General features: G+C 61.2%; 23 protein-coding genes and 3 tRNA genes. 2 read left to right on the forward strand and 24 right to left on the reverse strand.

Features of this window, described 5'->3' with window-relative positions:
- Nucleotides 1-19 precede the first annotated feature (19 nt).
- The 3 genes from N6L27_RS03360 to N6L27_RS03370 form a co-directional block, all read right to left on the reverse strand.
- A tRNA-Asp gene (locus N6L27_RS03360) sits at nucleotides 20-96 on the reverse strand.
- Nucleotides 97-177: 81 nt separating this feature from the next.
- Nucleotides 178-254 (reverse strand) — tRNA-Asp (locus N6L27_RS03365).
- A 199-nt stretch (nucleotides 255-453) separates the two neighbouring features.
- A tRNA-Val gene (locus N6L27_RS03370) sits at nucleotides 454-560 on the reverse strand.
- A 64-nt stretch (nucleotides 561-624) separates the two neighbouring features.
- Between N6L27_RS03370 and N6L27_RS03375 the strand changes: the two genes are divergently transcribed.
- Complete coding sequence (locus N6L27_RS03375; RefSeq protein ID WP_271905664.1) at nucleotides 625-855, forward strand: hypothetical protein; 231 nt, start codon at nucleotides 625-627, stop codon at nucleotides 853-855.
- Nucleotides 856-1,370: 515 nt separating this feature from the next.
- Here the strand turns inward: N6L27_RS03375 and N6L27_RS03380 are convergent.
- The 10 genes from N6L27_RS03380 to N6L27_RS03425 form a co-directional block, all read right to left on the reverse strand.
- The gene (locus N6L27_RS03380; RefSeq protein ID WP_271905665.1) at nucleotides 1,371-1,793 is read right to left on the reverse strand and encodes a carbohydrate binding domain-containing protein; all 423 of its coding nucleotides are present in this window, start codon (nucleotides 1,791-1,793) and stop codon (nucleotides 1,371-1,373) included.
- On the reverse strand, nucleotides 1,793-2,080 hold the full coding sequence (locus N6L27_RS03385) for a hypothetical protein (protein WP_271905666.1): 288 nt from the start codon (nucleotides 2,078-2,080) through the stop codon (nucleotides 1,793-1,795). Before N6L27_RS03385 ends, N6L27_RS03380 begins: the two co-directional genes overlap by 1 nt.
- Before the next feature lie 157 nt (nucleotides 2,081-2,237).
- Nucleotides 2,238-2,459, reverse strand: a complete 222-nt coding sequence (locus tag N6L27_RS03390) for a hypothetical protein (RefSeq protein ID WP_271905667.1) — start codon at nucleotides 2,457-2,459, stop codon at nucleotides 2,238-2,240.
- Nucleotides 2,459-2,647 (reverse strand): hypothetical protein, encoded by a 189-nt coding sequence (locus tag N6L27_RS03395; protein WP_271905668.1) that lies wholly within the window; start codon nucleotides 2,645-2,647, stop codon nucleotides 2,459-2,461. The genes N6L27_RS03390 and N6L27_RS03395 overlap by 1 nt, the downstream gene beginning before the upstream one ends.
- Nucleotides 2,648-2,650: 3 nt before the next feature.
- Nucleotides 2,651-3,331: an NlpC/P60 family protein gene (locus N6L27_RS03400; protein ID WP_271905669.1), complete on the reverse strand. Its 681-nt coding sequence runs from the start codon at nucleotides 3,329-3,331 to the stop codon at nucleotides 2,651-2,653.
- 16 nt (nucleotides 3,332-3,347) lie between these two features.
- Nucleotides 3,348-3,575: a hypothetical protein gene (locus N6L27_RS03405; protein WP_271905670.1), complete on the reverse strand. Its 228-nt coding sequence runs from the start codon at nucleotides 3,573-3,575 to the stop codon at nucleotides 3,348-3,350.
- Nucleotides 3,572-4,015 (reverse strand): hypothetical protein, encoded by a 444-nt coding sequence (locus N6L27_RS03410; RefSeq protein WP_271905671.1) that lies wholly within the window; start codon nucleotides 4,013-4,015, stop codon nucleotides 3,572-3,574. Before N6L27_RS03410 ends, N6L27_RS03405 begins: the two co-directional genes overlap by 4 nt.
- A 25-nt stretch (nucleotides 4,016-4,040) precedes the next feature.
- Nucleotides 4,041-4,292, reverse strand: a complete 252-nt coding sequence (locus tag N6L27_RS03415) for a hypothetical protein (protein ID WP_271905672.1) — start codon at nucleotides 4,290-4,292, stop codon at nucleotides 4,041-4,043.
- Between the two features lie 21 nt (nucleotides 4,293-4,313).
- Nucleotides 4,314-6,686: a hypothetical protein gene (locus tag N6L27_RS03420; RefSeq protein WP_271905673.1), complete on the reverse strand. Its 2,373-nt coding sequence runs from the start codon at nucleotides 6,684-6,686 to the stop codon at nucleotides 4,314-4,316.
- A 19-nt stretch (nucleotides 6,687-6,705) separates the two neighbouring features.
- The gene (locus N6L27_RS03425) at nucleotides 6,706-7,323 is read right to left on the reverse strand and encodes a hypothetical protein (RefSeq protein WP_271905674.1); all 618 of its coding nucleotides are present in this window, start codon (nucleotides 7,321-7,323) and stop codon (nucleotides 6,706-6,708) included.
- 54 nt (nucleotides 7,324-7,377) lie between these two features.
- Between N6L27_RS03425 and N6L27_RS03430 the strand changes: the two genes are divergently transcribed.
- Entirely contained in the window at nucleotides 7,378-7,647 is a 270-nt protein-coding gene (locus tag N6L27_RS03430) for a hypothetical protein (RefSeq protein WP_271905675.1), read from the forward strand.
- On the opposite strand, the gene N6L27_RS03435 is transcribed toward N6L27_RS03430, so the two are convergent.
- The 11 genes from N6L27_RS03435 to N6L27_RS03485 form a co-directional block, all read right to left on the reverse strand.
- The gene (locus N6L27_RS03435) at nucleotides 7,644-9,794 is read right to left on the reverse strand and encodes a hypothetical protein (protein WP_271905676.1); all 2,151 of its coding nucleotides are present in this window, start codon (nucleotides 9,792-9,794) and stop codon (nucleotides 7,644-7,646) included. The genes N6L27_RS03430 and N6L27_RS03435 overlap by 4 nt on opposite strands.
- On the reverse strand, nucleotides 9,794-10,795 hold the full coding sequence (locus N6L27_RS03440) for a hypothetical protein (RefSeq protein WP_271905677.1): 1,002 nt from the start codon (nucleotides 10,793-10,795) through the stop codon (nucleotides 9,794-9,796). Before N6L27_RS03440 ends, N6L27_RS03435 begins: the two co-directional genes overlap by 1 nt.
- A gap of 164 nt (nucleotides 10,796-10,959) precedes the next feature.
- The gene (locus N6L27_RS03445) at nucleotides 10,960-11,817 is read right to left on the reverse strand and encodes a hypothetical protein (RefSeq protein ID WP_271905678.1); all 858 of its coding nucleotides are present in this window, start codon (nucleotides 11,815-11,817) and stop codon (nucleotides 10,960-10,962) included.
- Nucleotides 11,802-12,239, reverse strand: coding sequence for a hypothetical protein (locus N6L27_RS03450; protein ID WP_271905679.1), 438 nt, complete (start codon nucleotides 12,237-12,239; stop codon nucleotides 11,802-11,804). The genes N6L27_RS03445 and N6L27_RS03450 overlap by 16 nt, the downstream gene beginning before the upstream one ends.
- Nucleotides 12,240-12,345: 106 nt before the next feature.
- Nucleotides 12,346-13,125 carry a phage tail protein gene (locus N6L27_RS03455; RefSeq protein ID WP_271905680.1) on the reverse strand — a complete coding sequence of 260 codons (780 nt, stop codon included), beginning with the start codon at nucleotides 13,123-13,125 and terminating at the stop codon, nucleotides 12,346-12,348.
- Complete coding sequence (locus N6L27_RS03460; protein ID WP_271905681.1) at nucleotides 13,125-14,285, reverse strand: packaged DNA stabilization protein; 1,161 nt, start codon at nucleotides 14,283-14,285, stop codon at nucleotides 13,125-13,127. The genes N6L27_RS03455 and N6L27_RS03460 overlap by 1 nt, the downstream gene beginning before the upstream one ends.
- Nucleotides 14,286-14,449: 164 nt before the next feature.
- The gene (locus N6L27_RS03465) at nucleotides 14,450-15,106 is read right to left on the reverse strand and encodes a hypothetical protein (protein ID WP_271905682.1); all 657 of its coding nucleotides are present in this window, start codon (nucleotides 15,104-15,106) and stop codon (nucleotides 14,450-14,452) included.
- A 274-nt stretch (nucleotides 15,107-15,380) separates the two neighbouring features.
- Nucleotides 15,381-16,643: a hypothetical protein gene (locus N6L27_RS03470; protein WP_271905683.1), complete on the reverse strand. Its 1,263-nt coding sequence runs from the start codon at nucleotides 16,641-16,643 to the stop codon at nucleotides 15,381-15,383.
- Nucleotides 16,644-16,696: 53 nt separating this feature from the next.
- A complete protein-coding gene (locus tag N6L27_RS03475) occupies nucleotides 16,697-16,933 on the reverse strand; it encodes a hypothetical protein (RefSeq protein ID WP_271905684.1) in 237 nt (78 codons plus the stop codon).
- 49 nt (nucleotides 16,934-16,982) lie between these two features.
- The gene (locus N6L27_RS03480) at nucleotides 16,983-17,891 is read right to left on the reverse strand and encodes a phage major capsid protein (protein WP_271905685.1); all 909 of its coding nucleotides are present in this window, start codon (nucleotides 17,889-17,891) and stop codon (nucleotides 16,983-16,985) included.
- 12 nt (nucleotides 17,892-17,903) lie between these two features.
- The gene (locus N6L27_RS03485) at nucleotides 17,904-18,521 is read right to left on the reverse strand and encodes a hypothetical protein (protein WP_271905686.1); all 618 of its coding nucleotides are present in this window, start codon (nucleotides 18,519-18,521) and stop codon (nucleotides 17,904-17,906) included.
- Nucleotides 18,522-18,537: the final 16 nt, after the last annotated feature.

Raw genomic sequence — 18,537 nt, forward strand, 5'->3', positions numbered from 1 at the left:
CCAGGGCGGCGGGCGAAAGTGGCGCGGTTGACGGGGCTCGAACCCGCGACCCCCGGCGTGACAGGCCGGTACTCTAACCAACTGAGCTACAACCGCATTTTCGCCTTGCGGCGGACCGTTTCCGGCCCTGTCCCCTCCGGGGCGGTCCCTGTTCAGCCCCGGGAAGGGGCGCAGCGGTGGCGCGGTTGACGGGGCTCGAACCCGCGACCCCCGGCGTGACAGGCCGGTACTCTAACCAACTGAGCTACAACCGCCCGCTGCACATTGCGGCATCGCTGCCGAACGTTGGGCTGTAATATTCCCCGCCCCGTGACCCGTCAAGCGGTGTTTTGCCTTTTTCAGAACTTTCCCGGAAAAAAATGCGCAGATCCGGGCACCGCACATGGAATGAAAGAAAAACGTCGCGAATACAGCCTCTTACGCAGGCGGCAGTCGGATAACGAAGGGAGGGAATGGTGGGTCGTGAGAGGCTCGAACTCCCGACATCTTCGGTGTAAACGAAGAGATAGGCAGACAAGGTATTGTTTTTTGGTCTGAGGCGCTGTTTTTAATAGTCCCCCATACTGCATTTCCGCAGGGTTTGCCGGTTCGCGCCGGTTCACGGAACTAGGGAACACTTCGTAGATGCTCGCCATCCAGATCGACTGCGCCTGCGGGCACTATGGAACCGTGACCGATGAGCGGGCCGTAGAGCGCTGGAAGAATGCGGAGCCGATGCAATTCCGCTGCAGCCATTGCGGGCGGTCAGACCGGACAGAGGCCCGGCTGGCATGGCAAGCCGTGGTGAACGCGCTGGCGGATTCGAAGGAGGACGGGCAGCGGCTCCTATCTGGACTCAGTATGCATCAACCATGATGCGCCACGGGCGGCCATCCTCTCGCAGGATCTCTGCCGCCCTGGGGGCCGCGTATGCCGTATCAAGCCCGACACTTGGCGGCCCGAAGCGGCCATTATGACCACAGCATGAATGCCGCGTCCTGATACCCGCCGCCCACAAGCGCTCGATGATATCAGAAATGCAGGCATCCACGCTCACTGTCGGCTTGCCAGTGTCGGGGAAGTACTTGGCCTGGCTCAGAACGACCTCAGGCACCGAACCCGTTTTTTCCGGCTGGTTGTAGCTCTGACAGTTACACATCGACCTTCACCATTTTCATGATCGTCTCGCAATTGGCGCACTCCACGCGGGGCAAATTTGAAGCACCGCACTTCACGACCTTGAATGTCGCGCTTGCGCACTCTGGGCAGGTCAGCAGTGACCGATCATCTGCCCGCTTTGACGCTGTAAACTCAACTACCGCCATCGCCATTCTCCTATCTGGACTTCTGTTTCCGGTGGCGCTCTGGTGCTTGCCGGTGTCAGACGGCAGTTAGCTGTTCAGGCGCAGCACCACATCGTCAATCGATGCTGATGTGCCAGTGGTGAAATTCCTGAAGCCAATACGGTCAGCCGATGCCGAGGCCGTGAAGGTGATCTCATTGGCCCCGGATTCGGTAGAGCCGATGCTGACTGCCGCGCTGTCGTAAATCGGGATGCTCTGGCCCGATGCAGTAAAGGTCAGGGTATAGGAGACACCTGGCGTGAGCGTGACCATTTGGTTGCCCCGCGCGGTGCCGGTGACGTTGTCTATGACGAACGCCCCGCCGATTACCGTTGCGGACCCGCCCGCACTGGATGAATCCGTCCAGCCGGTCATTCCGTCAGAAAAATCGCCATTGACAAGGAGGTTGGGGGACACGCTTGCTGCGCGGGCGGACAGGCCGAGGCCGAGACCGAGACGAAGGCCGGGCATTACAGCGCCTCCCCGTTCACGGCAGGCTCAGTCATAAAGAAGTCCCAGCCCTGCCCCACAATGCACGACTGGCCGCCCTTAGTCAGAACTGCCGTCCAACTTCCGGTTTCAGAATTCCCCCACCATTCGACCATGCGGCCACGGGCGTCGATGCCGCGGGCAATGGTTTCCTCCTGGTACTTGCCGCGCAAAATGTCCAGCACCTGCGCCCGCTCCGCACAGTTGGCTTGCGCCCATGCGGGCATAGCAAAAATGGCCGCCAAGGCGGTTGCAATGAGTGCTTTCATCGGTCTTGCTCCTTATGGGATCAGGTGCGCCCAGTCCGGGCAGGCCAAAGAGAACGCGGCATAGGCTGCCTGGATCTCGTCCGCCGTCTGCTGGGTGTCTTGCCGTGAGCGCGTCGGCAGGGACTTACCCCACTGGCGGCACAGCTCCGCGCCGGTCTCAGTCCCGCCAGCCGGCGTCGTCCAACTTGCGCACCCGGTCATCAAGATTGCGGTCAACACGATCACGGATTTCGTCAGCGGTTTCATGGTCTTTTGCCCTCATCTCAATGTAGGTTTCGTCCCGACCCTGTTTCTTCTTGGAGCGGCCCCACAGAGCCAGCCCCGCCAGCAGCGCGCCAGCCGCCGCCACGTATCCCCAGATCCGGCTGAGAAAGCCCATCACCGCACCCCGAACTGCTTGGCGATGGCATCCAGGCCAAATGCGCCAGCGGCAAACAGGAACACGGGCGTTGCCATGAACTTCGCGGAATCAACCACGGCCTCTTGCCCGGCCCCGTGGCCGTAGGCAAAGGCTCCAGCGAGGGCTGCCAAAAGTGCCCACGCAGTTTCGCGCTTGTAGGTTTTCATTTCTCAGGCCTCATTGCTTGAAATCGGGACGCCACCAGGCGTCAGGTGAATGCGCCGCCCGGTCACGGGAACGCCGTCAGGCCACCGGGACGCCAGCAGCCGCTCTTTCGCCATCCGGCTCACAGTCACGGCATTCGACTGATTGCCGCCCAGAACGTGGAAGTGAGTTGCGTCCTCGCCATGGTAAAACCCGACATGCCCCTGCCAGGACTGCGGAGACACGCGCCAGAACACCAGCGTTGCCCCATGCACCGGATCTGTGGACTTACCCCAGTTGCGCCAGTTTCGCGCGCCAAGCGGGTTTTCCGGCAAGGTGATGTGTGGATCTGCCAGCCGGTGCGCCGTGGCGACAAACGCACCGCACCACGGCACGTCCCGCGGGTCAATCCAACTCACGGACTTGTCGAACCATTTGCGCAAGCGCGAGGTGTCGCGTTGCTCGTGCAGGCCGCGTATCTTGGCCGCCTCTTGCATCCACGGCAGCCGCACTCGCTCATGGTCGGGGCGCGGTTCCAAGGCAGACAGCGTAAGAGGGCCGACGTAGGGGCGCGGGAGGAAACCGATTGATCGCTTGAACGCCACTACAGCCGCATCCGTGCGAGGCCCGCGCACACCGTCAAGAGGGCCTGGGTCAAACCCAAGCTCCCGCAGCCGGGCTTGCACCCAGCGATAGTCAACTGTCATGGATTGCTCCTTGCGCCTACTTGGCGCTTCTGCTGAACAGCTTGCGGCCAAGAACAGCAACACCGAGAACGCCCGTAAGGCCGACGATGATTTGTTGAGGGGTTACCGCGGCCATTGATCCGTTGATTTCCCATAGCCAGAGAGGTGCTTCAAGGATGGGGACAACCGGCGTTGCCAGGCTAGTCGCGGCTACGGCGGTTGGGTAAGCTGCGCCCGCAGCCACTACGGTTTTCGCGCTGCTCATACCAGTTTACCACCCTGCGAAGAATTACGTGAATCGCGCAAATTCCGATGAGCGCCGTCAATGCCCCGAACATAGGCGCGCCCCCCTATGGCGATCAGCGCGAGATAGTGGGCCGCTTCCTGCGCCGTCATGTACCATGATGCAGGCGCCAGCACCTGCATGACATCCATCGTGCTTGCCCCTAGAAAAATAAGGCAAATCCACACATGAACGATACCGCCGGAATTTCGTTTTTGCAACCTTTGCGCCCAGTCGATGAAGATAGCCGCAACCGCAAGGTTAAGCGCAAGGTTGACGTTGACAGGGGTCAGGTTTCCGGTCACGAGAAAGGCCAGCGTGCCACCCCAAAACGGGGCCTGGGACAGCAATGCTGCCCCAAACCATGACCAGTTGCGCCTGCAGGCAAACCAGAGGCAGAAACATCCTGCCACGACGGCCATAATAGTATGCTCTACCCCCCACATGTTACCGGCCACCGCCGCCGCGGGTTCCCACCTCATCGCCGTAACCCTCGGGATAATGCGTGTAGAGCACTTCCAGAGCGTCGGCATGAAGTTCCATCGTCCGCCCCCTGATGCCCATGACAGCGTTTGCCGCGCGAACCCGGCCCGCCTTCATGTTGATCTGCTCAATCTGGTGCAGCGAGGACTTGAGGTCGCCCAGAGCCGCCTGTGCCTTGGCGATGTAGTCGTCTTCCGTGAGAATTGCTTCAGCCATGTTTTCCTCTTTGGCTTGGTGTTACGTCAGTTTGATCTTGTAATGGCCGGAAACCGTCATGGACGTGTTTGCCAGCACGCCGCCGGGCACCATGGCCGCAGGCGCAGTGTTATCCACGCACTCAAGCAGGCGGATCTGCGTCTCACCGGCATTGATATGCCCTGTTGGGTGCGCCCCTGTGGTGGTCAGATCCCACCGCCAGTTGCTCAGGTATGCGCCTCCCTGTGTCGCTGACGCCGCCACATAGGGCAGCCCCTTGATCACCATGTTGCCGGTAGCAGCAGTGTTGATGGCGCTGACGACAATGCGGATCTGGAAAAACACCACATCGCCGAACCGGGTCCAGTCCAGCGCTTGCGAACTGTAGGAGTAATCCCCGTCCGTCGTGGTTCCCGCCAGGGTGACTGTCCCGGTGCCGCCTTCCGTCCACCCCTTGAAATTGCCCGCGACGGTCTGCGCCGGCATCTCAGTCGGGGCTATGTCGGTCGCGGTCAGAACATCAACAAACACGCGCCTGTCTGTGGTGCTGAGGCCGTCCAGAACGCCGTCGAACGTTCCCTGCGAAATGTCGCCAATCAGATCGGTGCGGCCATAGTAGACAAAGCCCCCCGACTGGAAATTGCCGAGCGTGCAAAGCGGCTCCCCGCTGGACAGGTACTGACGGGTATAGGGCAGGTTCAGCACACCATTCTGATCCATCCAGAGGCACTTGCCGCCCCGGCCCACGGTGTCCGCCGCCAGAATTCCGGTGAAGCTGCCCTTCCAGTCTGCCCCGGCGATGGAGTAGAGCGAGGACCGCTCATCAACCGGCTGAGCCTCCGCGTGGATCTTGCTGTCAAGGATGATGAAGTCCGTGGCGATGTTCACGCCCAGGCCAACCCCCGCATAGTTCTCCACATGCAGGCGCTCGATCACCAGGTCATTGGTTTCGGGCCTGGACGCGCTGATGCCGGAGTAATCCGGGTTCGAGGCGATATCGATGCACGGGGTATAGAACACCGCGTCCGATACGGTCGTGGACGCATTGTCCGCCAGCGTCACCTCTGTTGCGGAGACATAGGCAGAGATCTGCGAGGCCAGCACCTTGCCGCTTGCTCCTGCGCCCTCCACGTAAACATATAGGCCCACGTCCTCAGCGCTGAACACCGAAGCATTGGCGGTTAGCGTGGCGCTGCTGGCCGTCATGGCGCAACGGGCATGTTCGAAGGTGCCAACAACCGTCTGGGTGCCGCTGTCGAAGGTGTAATCAGCGTTCGCCGTCACCTCAACCTCGGTGGTCGAAGTGAAGGACGCAATCACGAACTTCTCCCCGGTGCCGTCGTCGCGGGTCAGGCGGATGGTTTTACCAACATCACCTGCGGCGAACACTGCACTGGTGGAGGTGAGAGTGGTGGTGCCGCTGGTGATATCGAACTCAATACCGTCCGTTGCCTTGTATAGATAGTGCCGCCCGCCAAAGTAGCTCTGAATGTCGTTGATCCGGTAATTGTACAGGACTTCATGCCGGGCGTGGCTGTTGTTCGACCCGGCAAACGACATTGGCAGCAGTCGGGCGTTGCTCACACCGTAGGTGTGCAGGAAAATAGGCTGCCGGTCGCCGCTGCTGTTCCTTTCAATGCGGAAGTTGCCAATAGATGGTGTTCCACCGCAGCGCTCTGCAGAGTTCGGGGATTTGACCTGAATAAAGTCGCGGCTGTGATCATCAATGCCGGTGATCAGGATGGACGCCGCCCGGTCCTCGCCCTCGAAGCCCCACTTAACCGTAGAGCCAACTGCCAGACCGCAGTCGATAGTGGTGGTGCCGCAATAGTGGCGCCCCTCGGGGACAAAGACGATGCGCCCATTGGCCTTGGCCCAGTTCACCGCCGCCGCAACACCAGCGCCAATGTCCGTGGTGCCAGGCGTAGTGTTCGCCGCCCAGTGGGTCACATAGGCCCGGCCCGCTGGTGACCATGTGGCCCCGTCTCCGGTAGTGAGCGCGGTTCCTGAGGCGTCACGGTAGTATTCCAGAACCCTGCCGTTGTTGATCAGGGCGATCTTGAACACAACAGCCAGCACAATTGCCGCCTCCGCCTCCGCACGGGTGTTGAAAGTGGAGACCGCCGCTGCCGACTGCGAGGTGACAACCTCTTGCGGGAACCCCGGGAGGCTCGCCCCATCCGGATCTTGAATGTCCACCTTATACCCGCCATCCGCGGCGTAGATCGTGTCGAAGATACCGGCTGCGTTTGCGACCAGAGGCCACGGGTGCGCCGTGGTCAGCCCTGCATCGGTGTATGCCGTTGCCTGGGTCGTTGTTCCGGCGATATACAGCTTCAGGAGGGCGCCGGATACCGGATCACCATTGCTGTCCACTGCACGGAATGAAAGGGCTTCACCGCTCAGAATGGGCATTGCCTACCTCGTTTTGATGTCAGGAGTTCAAAGTGCTGAGAAGGCGAAGGGCGTTGCGCCGATGGTCCGCCATTTGTCCCTCTACTTTGTCGCGCACGGTGCCAGGGGCGCCGCCGTTGTTCGCATCTGAAGCGCCGTAGCGCCCCACGCCGCCCGCGTTGATCGCGCTGTAGATATCCAGCAGGCCCATCCCAGGGCGCACGCCTGTGTCGCGCAAGTATTTCGCAACTGCACCATTCTCGCCGAGCTGGGTGTTCACCGGGTCCCCCCAATCAACGCCGTACCGCTCCGCCTGCGGCTCCCCGAACTGGATCAAGCCCCGGTGCTGACCCCACTGGGTTGTCGGGCCCTCCTTGGCCGGGTCAAACGTGCCGGCGGTCTCGTAGGAAATGGCTGTTGCGAGGTCCAACGGGTCAATACCCAGTGAATGTGCGGTGCTGACGATGCCTGACGCCAACCCGCCATCCGCTGCCGAAGCCGCTGCGCGGGTCGGCCCGCCAAACGCTGCAAGGGCGTTGTATTGGTGCGTTTGCGACCCGCGCGGCTGTTCCGCCAAGGCATTCTGAAGCCGCCGGGCTTGAACCATTTGCGCAAGCGCATTGCCCGCGATGTTCGCGGTTTGGAGCTTGGGAAGCATGGGGCCTCCTGAATTATGCTTGGATATTTGAGCTGGGGTGCTTACATCTTAGGGATGAACCAGACCCTCACCCCTGAAATTATTGCCAGCGGAATACTTATGGCGGCAGCAGTGATCTACCTGTTCCGGCTTTCTTTCGCCCTATGGGGGCGTGGCAAAACAGGGCTTGCGTTGCTGACTGGAATCCCTGCAGGTCTTTACGGGTTTGGCCTGATCATGGCCGGCCTTGGCTTCGGGGCCGGGTTTCACCCTGACACGGACCTTAGCATCCGACCCCCAACCCAAACCTTGATCGACGGTTACGCTGATCGCCCTGGCAACTAGCGGACCGTCGCGCTTTGAGCCGCTGCGCCCGAGGCAACCCCAGCGCCGACCGCAGTTGATACTGAGGCTGGCTGGCGCACGATACCCCGCGCCGCTGCCTTTGCCGCCATGCCCGCGGTGAAGTCCGTTCCCTGCGAGACGGCTTCGCGCCCCGCAACTGCACCCAGAGGCCCGCCAGCAGAGCCCGCCATCGCGCCAAGAAGCTGCATAAATCCACGCTGGATCTCGTAGCCGCTACCGCTCGGATTGGTAGCTTTCTGGGGTGGGACGAGGGTTTTCAGCAAGTCGCGGAACTCCCCAATCTGCTGCAGCTCTCGCGGGGAGAACATTTCGCGCGCCAGGGCTTTGCCTTTGCCGTTCAGGAATTCGCTGAGATTGTTCGCCACGCGCTGAGGGCCGAAATCCTTGCCTTCCGGGGCCTTGGTGATGTGGTCCCATGCTGCTCGCTTCACAGACTGCCATTCGGCGCTGTCGGGGCCTAGAATGTCCCGCACCCTGCGGGCCACCAGAGAGGTTTGGCCGCCGCCGGGGGTGGTCGCAGCGCCATATAGCCAACCTGCGACCTGATCCGGAGAAAGGTCGTCTTCCACAATCTTGCGGATGAAGTTGTCCGCGCCCTTCCGGCTGAGGAAGGTTTGCTTGTACTTGCCCCACAGCGCGCGCGCTTCCTTGGCAAGAGGCAGCGCTGCTCCTTCACCCTGAATAAGGGAAGTGGTGATCGTGTCATCAACCCAATCATCAAAGGCGCTGACCACCTCGGACATTGCGATCTGATCCGCACCAATGTTGCCGCTCTTTGCGGCTTGGTTCATGCGGACAAGAGACTGACGCGCCCGCTCTATGCTCGTGAACGGCACAGCGCCGCCGGGCTGCCCCAGCATGCTGTCCAGCAGCCCCAAAGCGGCGCTTGCATTCGGGGTGTCCGCCCCGACTTGGAAGCCCGCCATTCTGACGCGGTTCTGGATGTTGCCGCGCAGACCTTCCACCGCCTCACCGCTCACCGCAGCCCCAGCGTCCTCCAGCACCTGATAGGCAGCTCTGCCAGCCTGACGCGCGGTTTCTGCCTCTTTTCGGACGCCTGAGATCACAGCATCTGCTGCATCTACCCGGTCAATCGCATTCGCGCCCACGCGCTGCCCAACACCCTCGCGTGCTTCTTCAACTGCCGCCCTCTGCACCCGGTCAAAGCCGCCCATTACGTCCAGCGCCCTTTGCCCTCTGGCGCCCGCACGGAACGCTTCCTCCTGCGCAATGTCGATCACGTTTCCGGTGGCCTGCCCTTGGGACAAAGGCACACCGAACCGCTCAGCCCGCGCCAGCCGCGCCACGGTCGCAGCGTCGTCTGATCCGCTTTGCGCCGCCTTTTCTGCGGCAACGCCGAATGCAGACTGCATTTCGGAGGAAAGCTCGTTTGCGTCAAACCCGAGTTGTTGCAGCCGCTTCCGCCCCGCGTCGGTCAGCTCCCCAGTGCGGGAATTATACAGGCTGCGGTTTGTGAAAACTGCCCTAAGCGCCCTACCGCCCTTGTCCTGCGCGAATTTTGCAACTTTCGACAGGCCAATGCCGACCAAGGGGGCAAAAACCGCACCGACGCCCGCGCCAATTGCTGCATTCACCGCGCGGTTTTTCGGGCCACCCTCACCAGAGCCGAATCCTTCGACCGCGCCCGCTGCAGCCCCGCCTCCTGCGACCTGCGCAACACGGCCAAGCGGTGTTGCAGCAGCCTTCAGGCCAGCGCCCGCTGCTGTTGCCCCGGCGGTTGCGACCCCGCCCGCAATCTGTGCCGTCAGCGCCTTGCCGGGGTTTTCCTCCTGGTATTCTCCAATCTCACGCCGGATCTCACCAAGAGCAGTGTCGTAACGCTCCCCAATCGGCTTAGAGTAGTCGAACCAGTTTGCACCGCCTTGCCCGTCAGGCTGAACGCCCAGAACCGCTGAGAGGCCCGCAAGGTACTCATCCCCAAAGCCAAAAAGTGCTCCTTGGGTGGCGTGGCCGGAAAGGCCGCCCGTGTGGGAAATCTCCTCCCGCTCCGGCAAACCAGCCTGCATCCCCTTGATGGCCTTGGCGATCTGAGTTGCCGCAGCATCATCACCCGCGGCAACTGCGTTCTTGAACGCCTTGACGGCGCGGTCGAGGTCTTCAGCCATCAGTCGCCCGCCCATTTATCAATAAGGGATTGAGTTTCAGCGTCTATGCCACCGCCCACTGTTGTCTTTCCGTCCGCCGCCATTTTCTTGAATGCTTGAAGCGGGTTCTCCAACTCCGAAAGCGCCTTCCGGGCCTCTGCAGGGGTGATTTCACGGTTCGCCACTGCTGCGGCAATGGCTGCTTGCCCTTGCTGGTACTGCGCAAGCCCGCGCAGGGTTCGCGCGATTATCAGGTTGCCCTGACGGGTATTGATGAGTTGGGGGAGGGACTGTTTGAACAGTGCAAGATCTGCGTCGGACATAGGTCCAGACCCCGGTTGGCGCTGCGCAGGCACCAGCCGGTTGATAATGGCCTGTGCAGCTTGCAGAGAGTCAAGGCCCTCCGAGGGGATGCCGAATTGGCCGGCGGTGTATTGAAGCGCCGCAGCGATGCCTTCCGGGGTGTTCTGGTCCGCCAGAATGCGCTCCATTTCATCGACCATGGCGATATTCTGCGGGACCTGCGTCCCTTGTTCGATCAGGGCTGCAAACATTTCCCCCTGCTTCTTGTCCAGCGTCTCGTAGAGTTTGGACCCGCCGCCAGTATCGACGTTGACTGTGGTTCCGCTTGCGGTGAGCGGCGTTCCTTCAGGAAGCAGACCGGCGTTAATATCCGCCTGAACCTTGCCAGCGCCAGAAAGCGGCTTCGGTGGCGCTTGCTGCTCTAGGATCTGTGCGGCAGTCATGAACTGCCGCAGCAGAGGATCTTTCTGCCCGAACTGCCCCACCAAGTCTGGCTGCCCGAACTGGGTAACGATTGCGTCCCATTCCTCCGGGGTTTGGGCACCAGACGCGGCGAACACGCCTTTCTTGATCTGTTCGGCCTGCGCCGCTGCCTCTGCTGAATCCAGGCTAGCAGCATAGCGCTGCATTTCCAGATCGAACTGCTGCGCCTGCCGGTCTGCCGACTGCTGCCGCAGATCCATTGTCTGCCGGGTGTTCTGCACGTTCAGCGCAGCCATGGGGTCCAGCGCGGCGAGGGCGTTGATCGCATCCGGATTGCCCTGCGCGATCCCGGCCCCGTGCTGCTGGTACACATCGTCCAGACGCCGGTTGCGGTTGAACTGCGCCAGCGCATTGCCGGTGCCGACTGCCCGCGTCACGCTGCCAAGAACGTTCGGTCCCATCAGCTAAACACCCCCATGTTGCCCAGTGTGTAAATTCCGGCAATGTCGCCAATCGTGCTGTTTAGGGCGTTGGCCTGGTTCATGTAACCGCTGGCCCGCGCATTGCCTGCCACCAAGGCGTTTTGACCGACTGCGCCGGCATAGTTCTGACCTGCCCCGATCTGCTGCTGAGTTGCAGTCTGCCCGACACCAGCCATGCCAGCGAGGCGGTTCAGGTAGTTGCCATATTCCTGCGAAGCGAGGCCAGTGGCGTAGTCTGCGCCAGCCTTAAGCGTGCCACCCGACAGTCGAAGACCCCGAGCCGCGGCCATGCGCTCAATTGCCTTGTTGCCTTGGTCCAAGTTGAACTGATAGCCCGGCGTCTCTTGGAATCCCCGGTAATCAAACCCTCTGTTCTCATCGATCCAGTCTTGAGCCGACCCCCGGCTGTCAAAGGATCGGTCTCCCACCATGTAGGTGGTTTTGTCTGGGGTTGCTGCGATACCACCAAGCGCAGGAGGTCGGTCTCGGCTCCAGCTTTTGGTGTACGGGTTGAAATACAGCCCATCATGGTTCGGCTGAATTGCATTCCCAGGCCGCGCCGGGGTGCCTGGCGTGAACACCTCCGCAATCTGGTAGTCTCTGCTCTCAGGTCGCTCCGCTAGGCCAAGTTCATAAGACAGCGCAGAAAGCGCATTCAGGCCCTGCTGTCGCTGCGGCTCGGTCAGCTCCACACTGCGGTCAAAGATATACCGCTGGGTTTGGTTCGCTTGGTCTGCGGCGGCGGTCTGCGCCTTGGCCGCTTTAGACGCGCTGGAGGCGCTAGCTACCCCGCCAAGAATTGAACCGCCTGCGAGTGCTGCTACTGGTCCGGGCAATTGAATTCCTCCCAAAGCTCTTTCGGGGTTTCGCCGTAGCTGCGCCAGATTTCCGGGCCGCATGTTTGCGCCCAGGTGTCGCCGCCAATGATCCAGGTGATGACGTGGAGGAACCCGTAGTAACCGGCGCGCAGGACATACGCCTTGCACACGTCGCTGGGGTCGCCGCGGTCCAGAACGTTCGCCGCGGTCCACTGCAGATACAGGTTCAGGAACTGCGGGCGCAGGATGTGTGAGTGTTCGAAGTAAAACGGCTGGTACTCGATGCCGAAGGTGAGGAATGGCAGGAGTTCACGGCTGAACTCGCCATGGTCCGGCTCATCGTGAAGATCGTCCCACTGCTGCAACGCTGTCCAAAGCTGCTCAGCCAGTGCGCAGGCATCCTCGTTGCCCCGGAACCAAACCCGGAAGCGGTCATTCATCGTCTGTTCCGGGGCGCTAGCCCCGACACCAAACGATGGTTCTTCCGTCTGCTCATGCGTGTAACATGGCCGTGCTGGCTCGTGGAGTGTATAAGTCATTTTCGCCTCACGTCTTGATCAGCCAATTGACGCCCAAAACCGGCGGCAGAATGCTGAAAGCGTTGCCCGAGCCTGCGCTATTGACAGTGATCCCGGTGGTTGCTGTGGAGTTCGTGCCGCCCGCTGTTGCGTTACCGACCGTCACGCCAGTAGAGGCGCTGTCCACCGTCACGCCCGTTGTAGCGCTGCCTGAGGTGCCGCCCCCGGTGGCTGATGTAACATCTGCGCCTGTCGCCGCATCCGCCGCCCCTGCTGCCTCATCAACGCTGTGCGTATGGCCTGGGTCTGTAACCGTGTGGTCGTGCCCCGGATCGGTAACCGTATGATTGTGCGGCGTGCCGGTGAATGTGTGGGTGTGCCCCGGATCGGTGATCCCGTGCGAGTGTGCCGGCATGTTCGCAGTCGTAAGCGTTTGGGTCAGAGCGCCCGCCGTACCCATCAGGGAAGCGGCGCCGCCAGCGCCCATCATGATCAGATCTTGCGCATTCGGCAGAGAAAACGACGCTCCCGCGCCTCCAAAGGTGTAGCCGATGACCGCAAACAGATCGGGATAGTCAGAGACGCTGAGGGACTGCCCGTCGCACAGCTTCCACTCCCCATCGTCAGGCTCCGCACTCGCCAGGGTGCAGATAAGTGTTCCGGTGGGCGGCCTTTGGTTTTCCTGCGCGTTCGTCCGGCGCAGCACTAGGTCAAGCCACTGCAGAAACCCCTGATCTGGTGACACTCCACCGTCACGATTAACCCGGCCAATCAGGCCGCGCGGGCGGAAACTCGGAAGATCAGCCATCAGTTATACTTCACCCCGTAGATGTCGCGCTGCACCGCATCCGTGATGCGGATGCGGAACTGAAACCTCCGGGACGCCCCCAGGCCGTGCCAAACCACCCTGCGGAAGAACTCGCCAAGCGCGCCCATGGGCCGCCACCGCTCCAGCCCCCAAGTGCGCCCGTCTTTGCTCACCTGCAGCATCACTTGCCCCTGGCTGTTCACGTCGCCCGCGGCGATGTTCAAGTGCAGTCGGCTGATCGTGATAAAATCCGCCTCCACCAGCGGCACGGAAATGGCCTCCGCCTCAAGGTATCCGCCAAGATCTTGATAGGTGTCCGGGTCCATCGTGGCGACATGCCCGGACACGGTGCCGACATAGAAGGTTCCGCCGTTGCGAACCGAGCAAGCCCCGTCAAACTCTGCCTCTCCTAGGCCGGTTGAGAACTCGCACCACAAACCCGTCGTCAGATCGTAGGCCAGTGCCGGGCGGCCAGTCAGGCGAACTACGAAGAACTTATGCCCCCGGTCATCGGCAATGAATGCACGCCCCAGCGCGGCCTCAGACAGGACTTCCTCCACTTCCCGTGTGCTGATCACTTGGGGCGATGTGCCGGAGGACCGATAGGCGCGCAGATCCTCGCCAATCCAGAACACCGCGTTGTCCTCTTTGGCTGCTGTTCCCGCCGTGGCGCCGCGCTCGATCAGGGCGCCGGCGTTCCGCTGGAACGGGAAGGCCGCAGCGCCGCTGTTGTACCATATTTCAGTGGTTTTACTGCCGAACAGCCAGATCTCGTTATGGTCCTCGATGATCGCCACCAGGGCATCCGGCGCGTTCTCAGCGAAGGCGAAGTCCAGGGCACCGAAGGTTGTTCCGTCATCCAAACCGCTCACCGTCAGAGCATCGTCCCGCCCGCCGGATGTTCCGATCACCAGAAAGTAGCCATCCATGAAGGCAACACCCTTAGGCGACGTCACGGCACCCGTGCTGTATTCCGTGGTCGCTGTGCCATCGCAGATGTAGTATTTGCCGCCCGCGACAATCGCCAATTCCGTGCTGCTGGCTGCCACTTGGGTCTGCTCATCATCCAGAACCGTGCCAACGCTCGTGGCTGTGCCCCCGCTGATCTTGTAGACCGTGCCGCCAGCCACTGCGTACAGCACCCCGGCCAGCGTCTCCATGGCCCGCACAGCGCTGCCAAGGTTGTGCTGGGAAAGAAGGCCTGACCTGCCAATCAGAACGCCTTGCGAATATCCGTCAGACGGGCGCAGAGACAGGTTTTTCAGCCGCTCACCGCTGTACCCCGGGGCGTCTTTGCTCTGCCGTGCGAAAGGGACCAGAGGCACTACTCCGCGCCCTCCCCAGCGAAGAACACAGAGCCTTCCCGGTCAAAGGCAAATGCCTTGTCGTGAAGCATCTGTGCCCGTGCAATCAAGGTCGGGTTGTTGAGGCCAAGGGTTTCCGTGATCTGGGCCGCCAGGCCGTAAACAGCCGTCAGCCACATCTCCCCTGGGATATCCACCACATCATTTAGCGATGCGATATCCTCCAGTTCGCGCTGATAGGTAAATTCGATGGTTTCCCCTGCCGCCGCCGACAAAACCGGCCAGACATAAAAGAGAGCATTCTCGCGCTGCCGGTCATAGTAGAATTGAGTCGGTGTGCCAGTGGTCGTTTTCTGCGGCAGGGCGTCGTATTCCTCCCGCGTCATTTCGATCATGGGCGTCTCGATGCCGTTGCGCTTAAACCTAGCGCTCTCGATTTCCAGAGGCCGAACCGGGGACAGGGCGTAGGATGCTGCCGTGGTTAACGCCAAGGTCCCGGCGGCCTTTGTCCACACGCTCGCCGGTTCGTTCTGCCACTCCTTGAGCATCAGGTTCAGCTCATCCATGGCAAGATCCGAATCCTCCGCGGCAGGTGTGTCACCGGGACCGATAACGCGCGCCTTGCGCAGCGCGGCGGTCACTATGTCCCGCACTGTTTTGGTGCCAGTCACAGCCATCAGAGGTCCTCCGGGGATACTTCATTGCCCGAGCCGGGCGACACGTCCGTGCCATCACTGTCAGGGCGCACCCATGGCGGGGCCTGCCGGTCCCGCTTGCCTTTCACATGGTCCTGCGGATGACGCGGCTCCCAGCAGTCATTTGTCCCGGGGCCGCTGCACACTCGGAACCCAGTCCACTCTTTGCGGAGTTGATTGTTCTTGAAGTCGAACCCGCAGCGGTCACACACGCACTTCCAGGCGCCTAGCGTGAAATGATCAGGCCCGCTGCGCATCAGCTTGGGCGCTCATTGATTGACACAATGCCGCCAAGCTTTGCCGTGACATTGTTGGCCGTGGTCTGATTTTCCACCCACACCTCCAGCCGGTCGTTTTGGTCGAAATCGGAAAAGGCGTGCAGACCGATGTTTTCTGCTCTGCCTGCCGCGTTCATCGTGAAAGGGCCGGTTTCTGCCAGGTCTACGTAGCTGGAAGAACTCTCAACCCAGTGCCGCAGGATGACGTTGATCTGGTTGCCGTTCGTTCCTGTGAACGAAAGCTCCCCATGTATCTCTACTCCAATCTGGTCCGACCCGATGTAGCGCATGGCGTTGTCTGTCGTGTTGTCGAACCAGTTCTGATCCGCATAAGTGGTTGTCCCAGCCATCTTGACCGGCGTATTCGCCGCGCCGATAGTCGTTGCGGCTTCTGCAGTGATAGACCACTGCGAGCCAACGTAGGTGTTTCGGAACCCAACGCAGTTCGAATACCGCGCCTTTACGCTTGTCGCTGGCATGTTTGGAAACGGAGTCGCTGCCGGGTTGCAGCGCACACCTGTCATTCTAAACTCCGCGTCATTTGCGATGTTTGCCGGTGCGAAGTCGGAAATTTCTCCCGAGGCATCAAGCTGCAGGGCGTTGAGGTCAGAGCGGATCGAGCCGTTAACTATCAACGAACCACCAGCCTTTAGCAGCGTTCCGGTGAACGGCGCCCCAGCCGCAACAATGATGGCCGTCAGAATGGCAAAGCCGCCAGACCATGTTCCGTCCATCGTCAACCCGTCTGTGCAGGCGATAGTGGCAAAGTTGGACCACAGCCCTTGGCGGTATGCTGTAAGGGTGCCGATGCTGGTGCAGGAGACAAAGTTGAAGTCGGTACACTCGACCGCACCGCCGTTGCCCTGATTGTCGAGGTTGAACACCTGAGACCCTGCGCCGGAAGTGGTCACATACATATCGCGCATCAGAAGGGTGCCGGAATGCCCACCGCCAGGGGTTACAAACATTGTATACCCCGCCGCGGTTGAGATAAGCCCGGAGACGCCGAAATCCTGGCCTCTCAACGTCAAGCCGCCCGCGGGAACGGTGATGGACTGGCTACCCATGTCGATCACGCCGTCAATCAGATACAGGGTGCTGCTGTCCAGATCCCCCGCTAGGTCTGCGGCTGTTCTGACAACTGTGACGGCTGCGGGGGCGATGGGTTCGCCATCACGGTAGTAATCCCCTTGAAGCAGATCGAAGTTGTTGCGCAGACTTGTGACGGGACGGGAAACCATGGATGCACCCCCTGTTGCTGCCAGCGGCCCCGGTTAGGGCCGCCGGTGTTGGGTCAGCTTGCTGTGATCTGCGCGGCTTGCAGCGCCGCGTTCAGTTCGTTGACCTTCGCCGCCAGAGACGCGATGGCGTTTTGCACCTCGGTCTGGCTGTAGGTGGCGCCGATAGCAGCGATGGTGTCCGCTGCGGTGCCCCCGCTGTTGTCGGTCAAATCCACGATTGCCGCCTCCTGCGCCTCGGAGGCGTTCAGGATCGGGCCGCGGATGCCGTTGGGAAAGTTGGTTGCAGGCATAGTCTGCTCCTTTCATGCAGAGGGGGCAGCCGGAGCCGCCCCGCTCAGGTTATGCCCCGGGCGAACCGAACACGCCGCGCCAGTCACCCCAGCCAGCGGCGTAGCGCTCGGTGGCCTTCATGCAGGCGTTGGTGGTGTCGAAGTCGTTGTCCTGGGTCATTTCCAGCTTCCAGCGCTGCTGGCGGATCAGACCCTCTGGGCAATCGGTTTTGATGAACCACGCGTCCGGATCGGTCAGGTAGTCCCAAATCACAACGCCGCCCGGCAGCATGCCCAACTCTTTCATGGCGTTGATGTCGTTGTTTGCAGTCCCGGACTGGTTGGTCGAGGACAGGATGCGAGTTGCTTCAAACTCGTTCTCCGGTGCTGCAATCAGCTTCATGCCCTGGAGCTGCATACGGAGGCCGCGGCTATCCTTGGCCTGGCGGATCTGCGTCAGCATATCCTCCAGAGCCGCCTCGGACAGGTCCGCTGCAATAGCCAGTTCGTTCGACTGGCTGCCGCTCAGCGTCGGGTGGTCCGTTGCCAGAAGCTCCTTGCCGTCGCCGCCAAGATAGGACGAGTTGAAGCCGCGGTTCAGGATATTGGCGAACACGTTCTCTTTGGTCTGGCGCATGGAGCGCGCCAGCTTTCCGGATTTCCGCATTGCAACCGATTCGTACTGGTTGTCGGAAATCGCCTCCTTGGAGATCTTCGCGCCCAGGCCATAGGTGACGTTCTGCAGCCGCGAGGTGTAGCCCTGCGCGTCGGTGTCGTATGAGACACTGTCTGTCTCTGCCTTCTGCGGTGCCAGCCCGTAGCCGGTTTCCTCAACGTATTCTTCGTAGGCCTTGTTCGAGGTGTACTCGTCAAAGACCATATCGCAGACCATCGGCTTTTCATCGTAGGTCTTGCCGAAGAACTTTTTCACACCCGGCCAAAGGGCCTTGGGATGCGAACCAGTGGTGGTAACAGCCATGTCTAGCCCTCCTTAGATGCCGATGGCGCCGTGCGCCTCGGTGTGGTTGTTGATGCGGACCAGGCACTTGGTGAACGCAGAGCCAGCTTCATTGTCGGCGCGGTTGATCACGCGGAGAATGGTGAGCTGGTTCGACGCATCCGCGGCGGGAACATCGGACGTGGTGTCCAGTTCTGCCCCGGACTGGCCGGTGTTGGTGTCGCCCGCATTGGTGTAGATCAGCACCGCATTCAGTCCGACCTGAGCAGCGGCAATGGCGCCGTCTGCCTGGATCTCGAACTCGGTCTGCGGGTCGTCATTGACGAAAACCACGCCGCCAGTGGAGGCCGGGATGTACCGGCGCCCCAGGGCATCGGGGTCTGCTGCCACAGCGACAATCACGCCAGTGATGGCGTTGCCGTCGCCTGCGGTTGCCTTGTTCACCTCGGCCAGGGTTCCGATGGGGAAATCACCTGCGCCCGGGGCGGAAACCGCTGCGGTGTTTGCGGTGCCGGTCTTCACAACCGGGTCACCAGGGAAAAGGGCCGTGCCATAGCTTGCCGGGACGTGATAAGCACGCACCCGGGCACCAGACAGACCGCGAGGATGCCCTACGGCGCGAAGGCCGTAGGGAGTATCTGCATTTGCCATTTTGATGGGTTCCTTG

The sequence above is a fragment of the Leisingera sp. SS27 genome (genome assembly GCF_028368855.1).
Taxonomy (GTDB): domain Bacteria; phylum Pseudomonadota; class Alphaproteobacteria; order Rhodobacterales; family Rhodobacteraceae; genus Leisingera.

Coding starts and splice junctions, on each gene's coding strand:
- N6L27_RS03440 (WP_271905677.1), bottom strand. CDS start 10,795: ATGGCTGCGCTGAACGTGCAGAACACCCGGCAGACAATGGATCTGCGG.
- N6L27_RS03425 (WP_271905674.1), bottom strand. CDS start 7,323: ATGCTTCCCAAGCTCCAAACCGCGAACATCGCGGGCAATGCGCTTGCG.
- N6L27_RS03400 (WP_271905669.1), bottom strand. CDS start 3,331: ATGACAGTTGACTATCGCTGGGTGCAAGCCCGGCTGCGGGAGCTTGGG.
- N6L27_RS03430 (WP_271905675.1), top strand. CDS start 7,378: ATGAACCAGACCCTCACCCCTGAAATTATTGCCAGCGGAATACTTATG.
- N6L27_RS03385 (WP_271905666.1), bottom strand. CDS start 2,080: ATGAAAGCACTCATTGCAACCGCCTTGGCGGCCATTTTTGCTATGCCC.
- N6L27_RS03380 (WP_271905665.1), bottom strand. CDS start 1,793: ATGCCCGGCCTTCGTCTCGGTCTCGGCCTCGGCCTGTCCGCCCGCGCA.
- N6L27_RS03460 (WP_271905681.1), bottom strand. CDS start 14,285: ATGGAGACGCTGGCCGGGGTGCTGTACGCAGTGGCTGGCGGCACGGTC.
- N6L27_RS03375 (WP_271905664.1), top strand. CDS start 625: ATGCTCGCCATCCAGATCGACTGCGCCTGCGGGCACTATGGAACCGTG.
- N6L27_RS03405 (WP_271905670.1), bottom strand. CDS start 3,575: ATGAGCAGCGCGAAAACCGTAGTGGCTGCGGGCGCAGCTTACCCAACC.
- N6L27_RS03415 (WP_271905672.1), bottom strand. CDS start 4,292: ATGGCTGAAGCAATTCTCACGGAAGACGACTACATCGCCAAGGCACAG.
- N6L27_RS03485 (WP_271905686.1), bottom strand. CDS start 18,521: ATGGCAAATGCAGATACTCCCTACGGCCTTCGCGCCGTAGGGCATCCT.
- N6L27_RS03390 (WP_271905667.1), bottom strand. CDS start 2,459: ATGGGCTTTCTCAGCCGGATCTGGGGATACGTGGCGGCGGCTGGCGCG.
- N6L27_RS03450 (WP_271905679.1), bottom strand. CDS start 12,239: ATGAATGACCGCTTCCGGGTTTGGTTCCGGGGCAACGAGGATGCCTGC.
- N6L27_RS03465 (WP_271905682.1), bottom strand. CDS start 15,106: ATGGCTGTGACTGGCACCAAAACAGTGCGGGACATAGTGACCGCCGCG.
- N6L27_RS03480 (WP_271905685.1), bottom strand. CDS start 17,891: ATGGCTGTTACCACCACTGGTTCGCATCCCAAGGCCCTTTGGCCGGGT.
- N6L27_RS03455 (WP_271905680.1), bottom strand. CDS start 13,125: ATGGCTGATCTTCCGAGTTTCCGCCCGCGCGGCCTGATTGGCCGGGTT.
- N6L27_RS03420 (WP_271905673.1), bottom strand. CDS start 6,686: ATGCCCATTCTGAGCGGTGAAGCCCTTTCATTCCGTGCAGTGGACAGC.
- N6L27_RS03470 (WP_271905683.1), bottom strand. CDS start 16,643: ATGGTTTCCCGTCCCGTCACAAGTCTGCGCAACAACTTCGATCTGCTT.
- N6L27_RS03395 (WP_271905668.1), bottom strand. CDS start 2,647: ATGAAAACCTACAAGCGCGAAACTGCGTGGGCACTTTTGGCAGCCCTC.
- N6L27_RS03475 (WP_271905684.1), bottom strand. CDS start 16,933: ATGCCTGCAACCAACTTTCCCAACGGCATCCGCGGCCCGATCCTGAAC.
- N6L27_RS03410 (WP_271905671.1), bottom strand. CDS start 4,015: ATGGCCGTCGTGGCAGGATGTTTCTGCCTCTGGTTTGCCTGCAGGCGC.
- N6L27_RS03435 (WP_271905676.1), bottom strand. CDS start 9,794: ATGGCTGAAGACCTCGACCGCGCCGTCAAGGCGTTCAAGAACGCAGTT.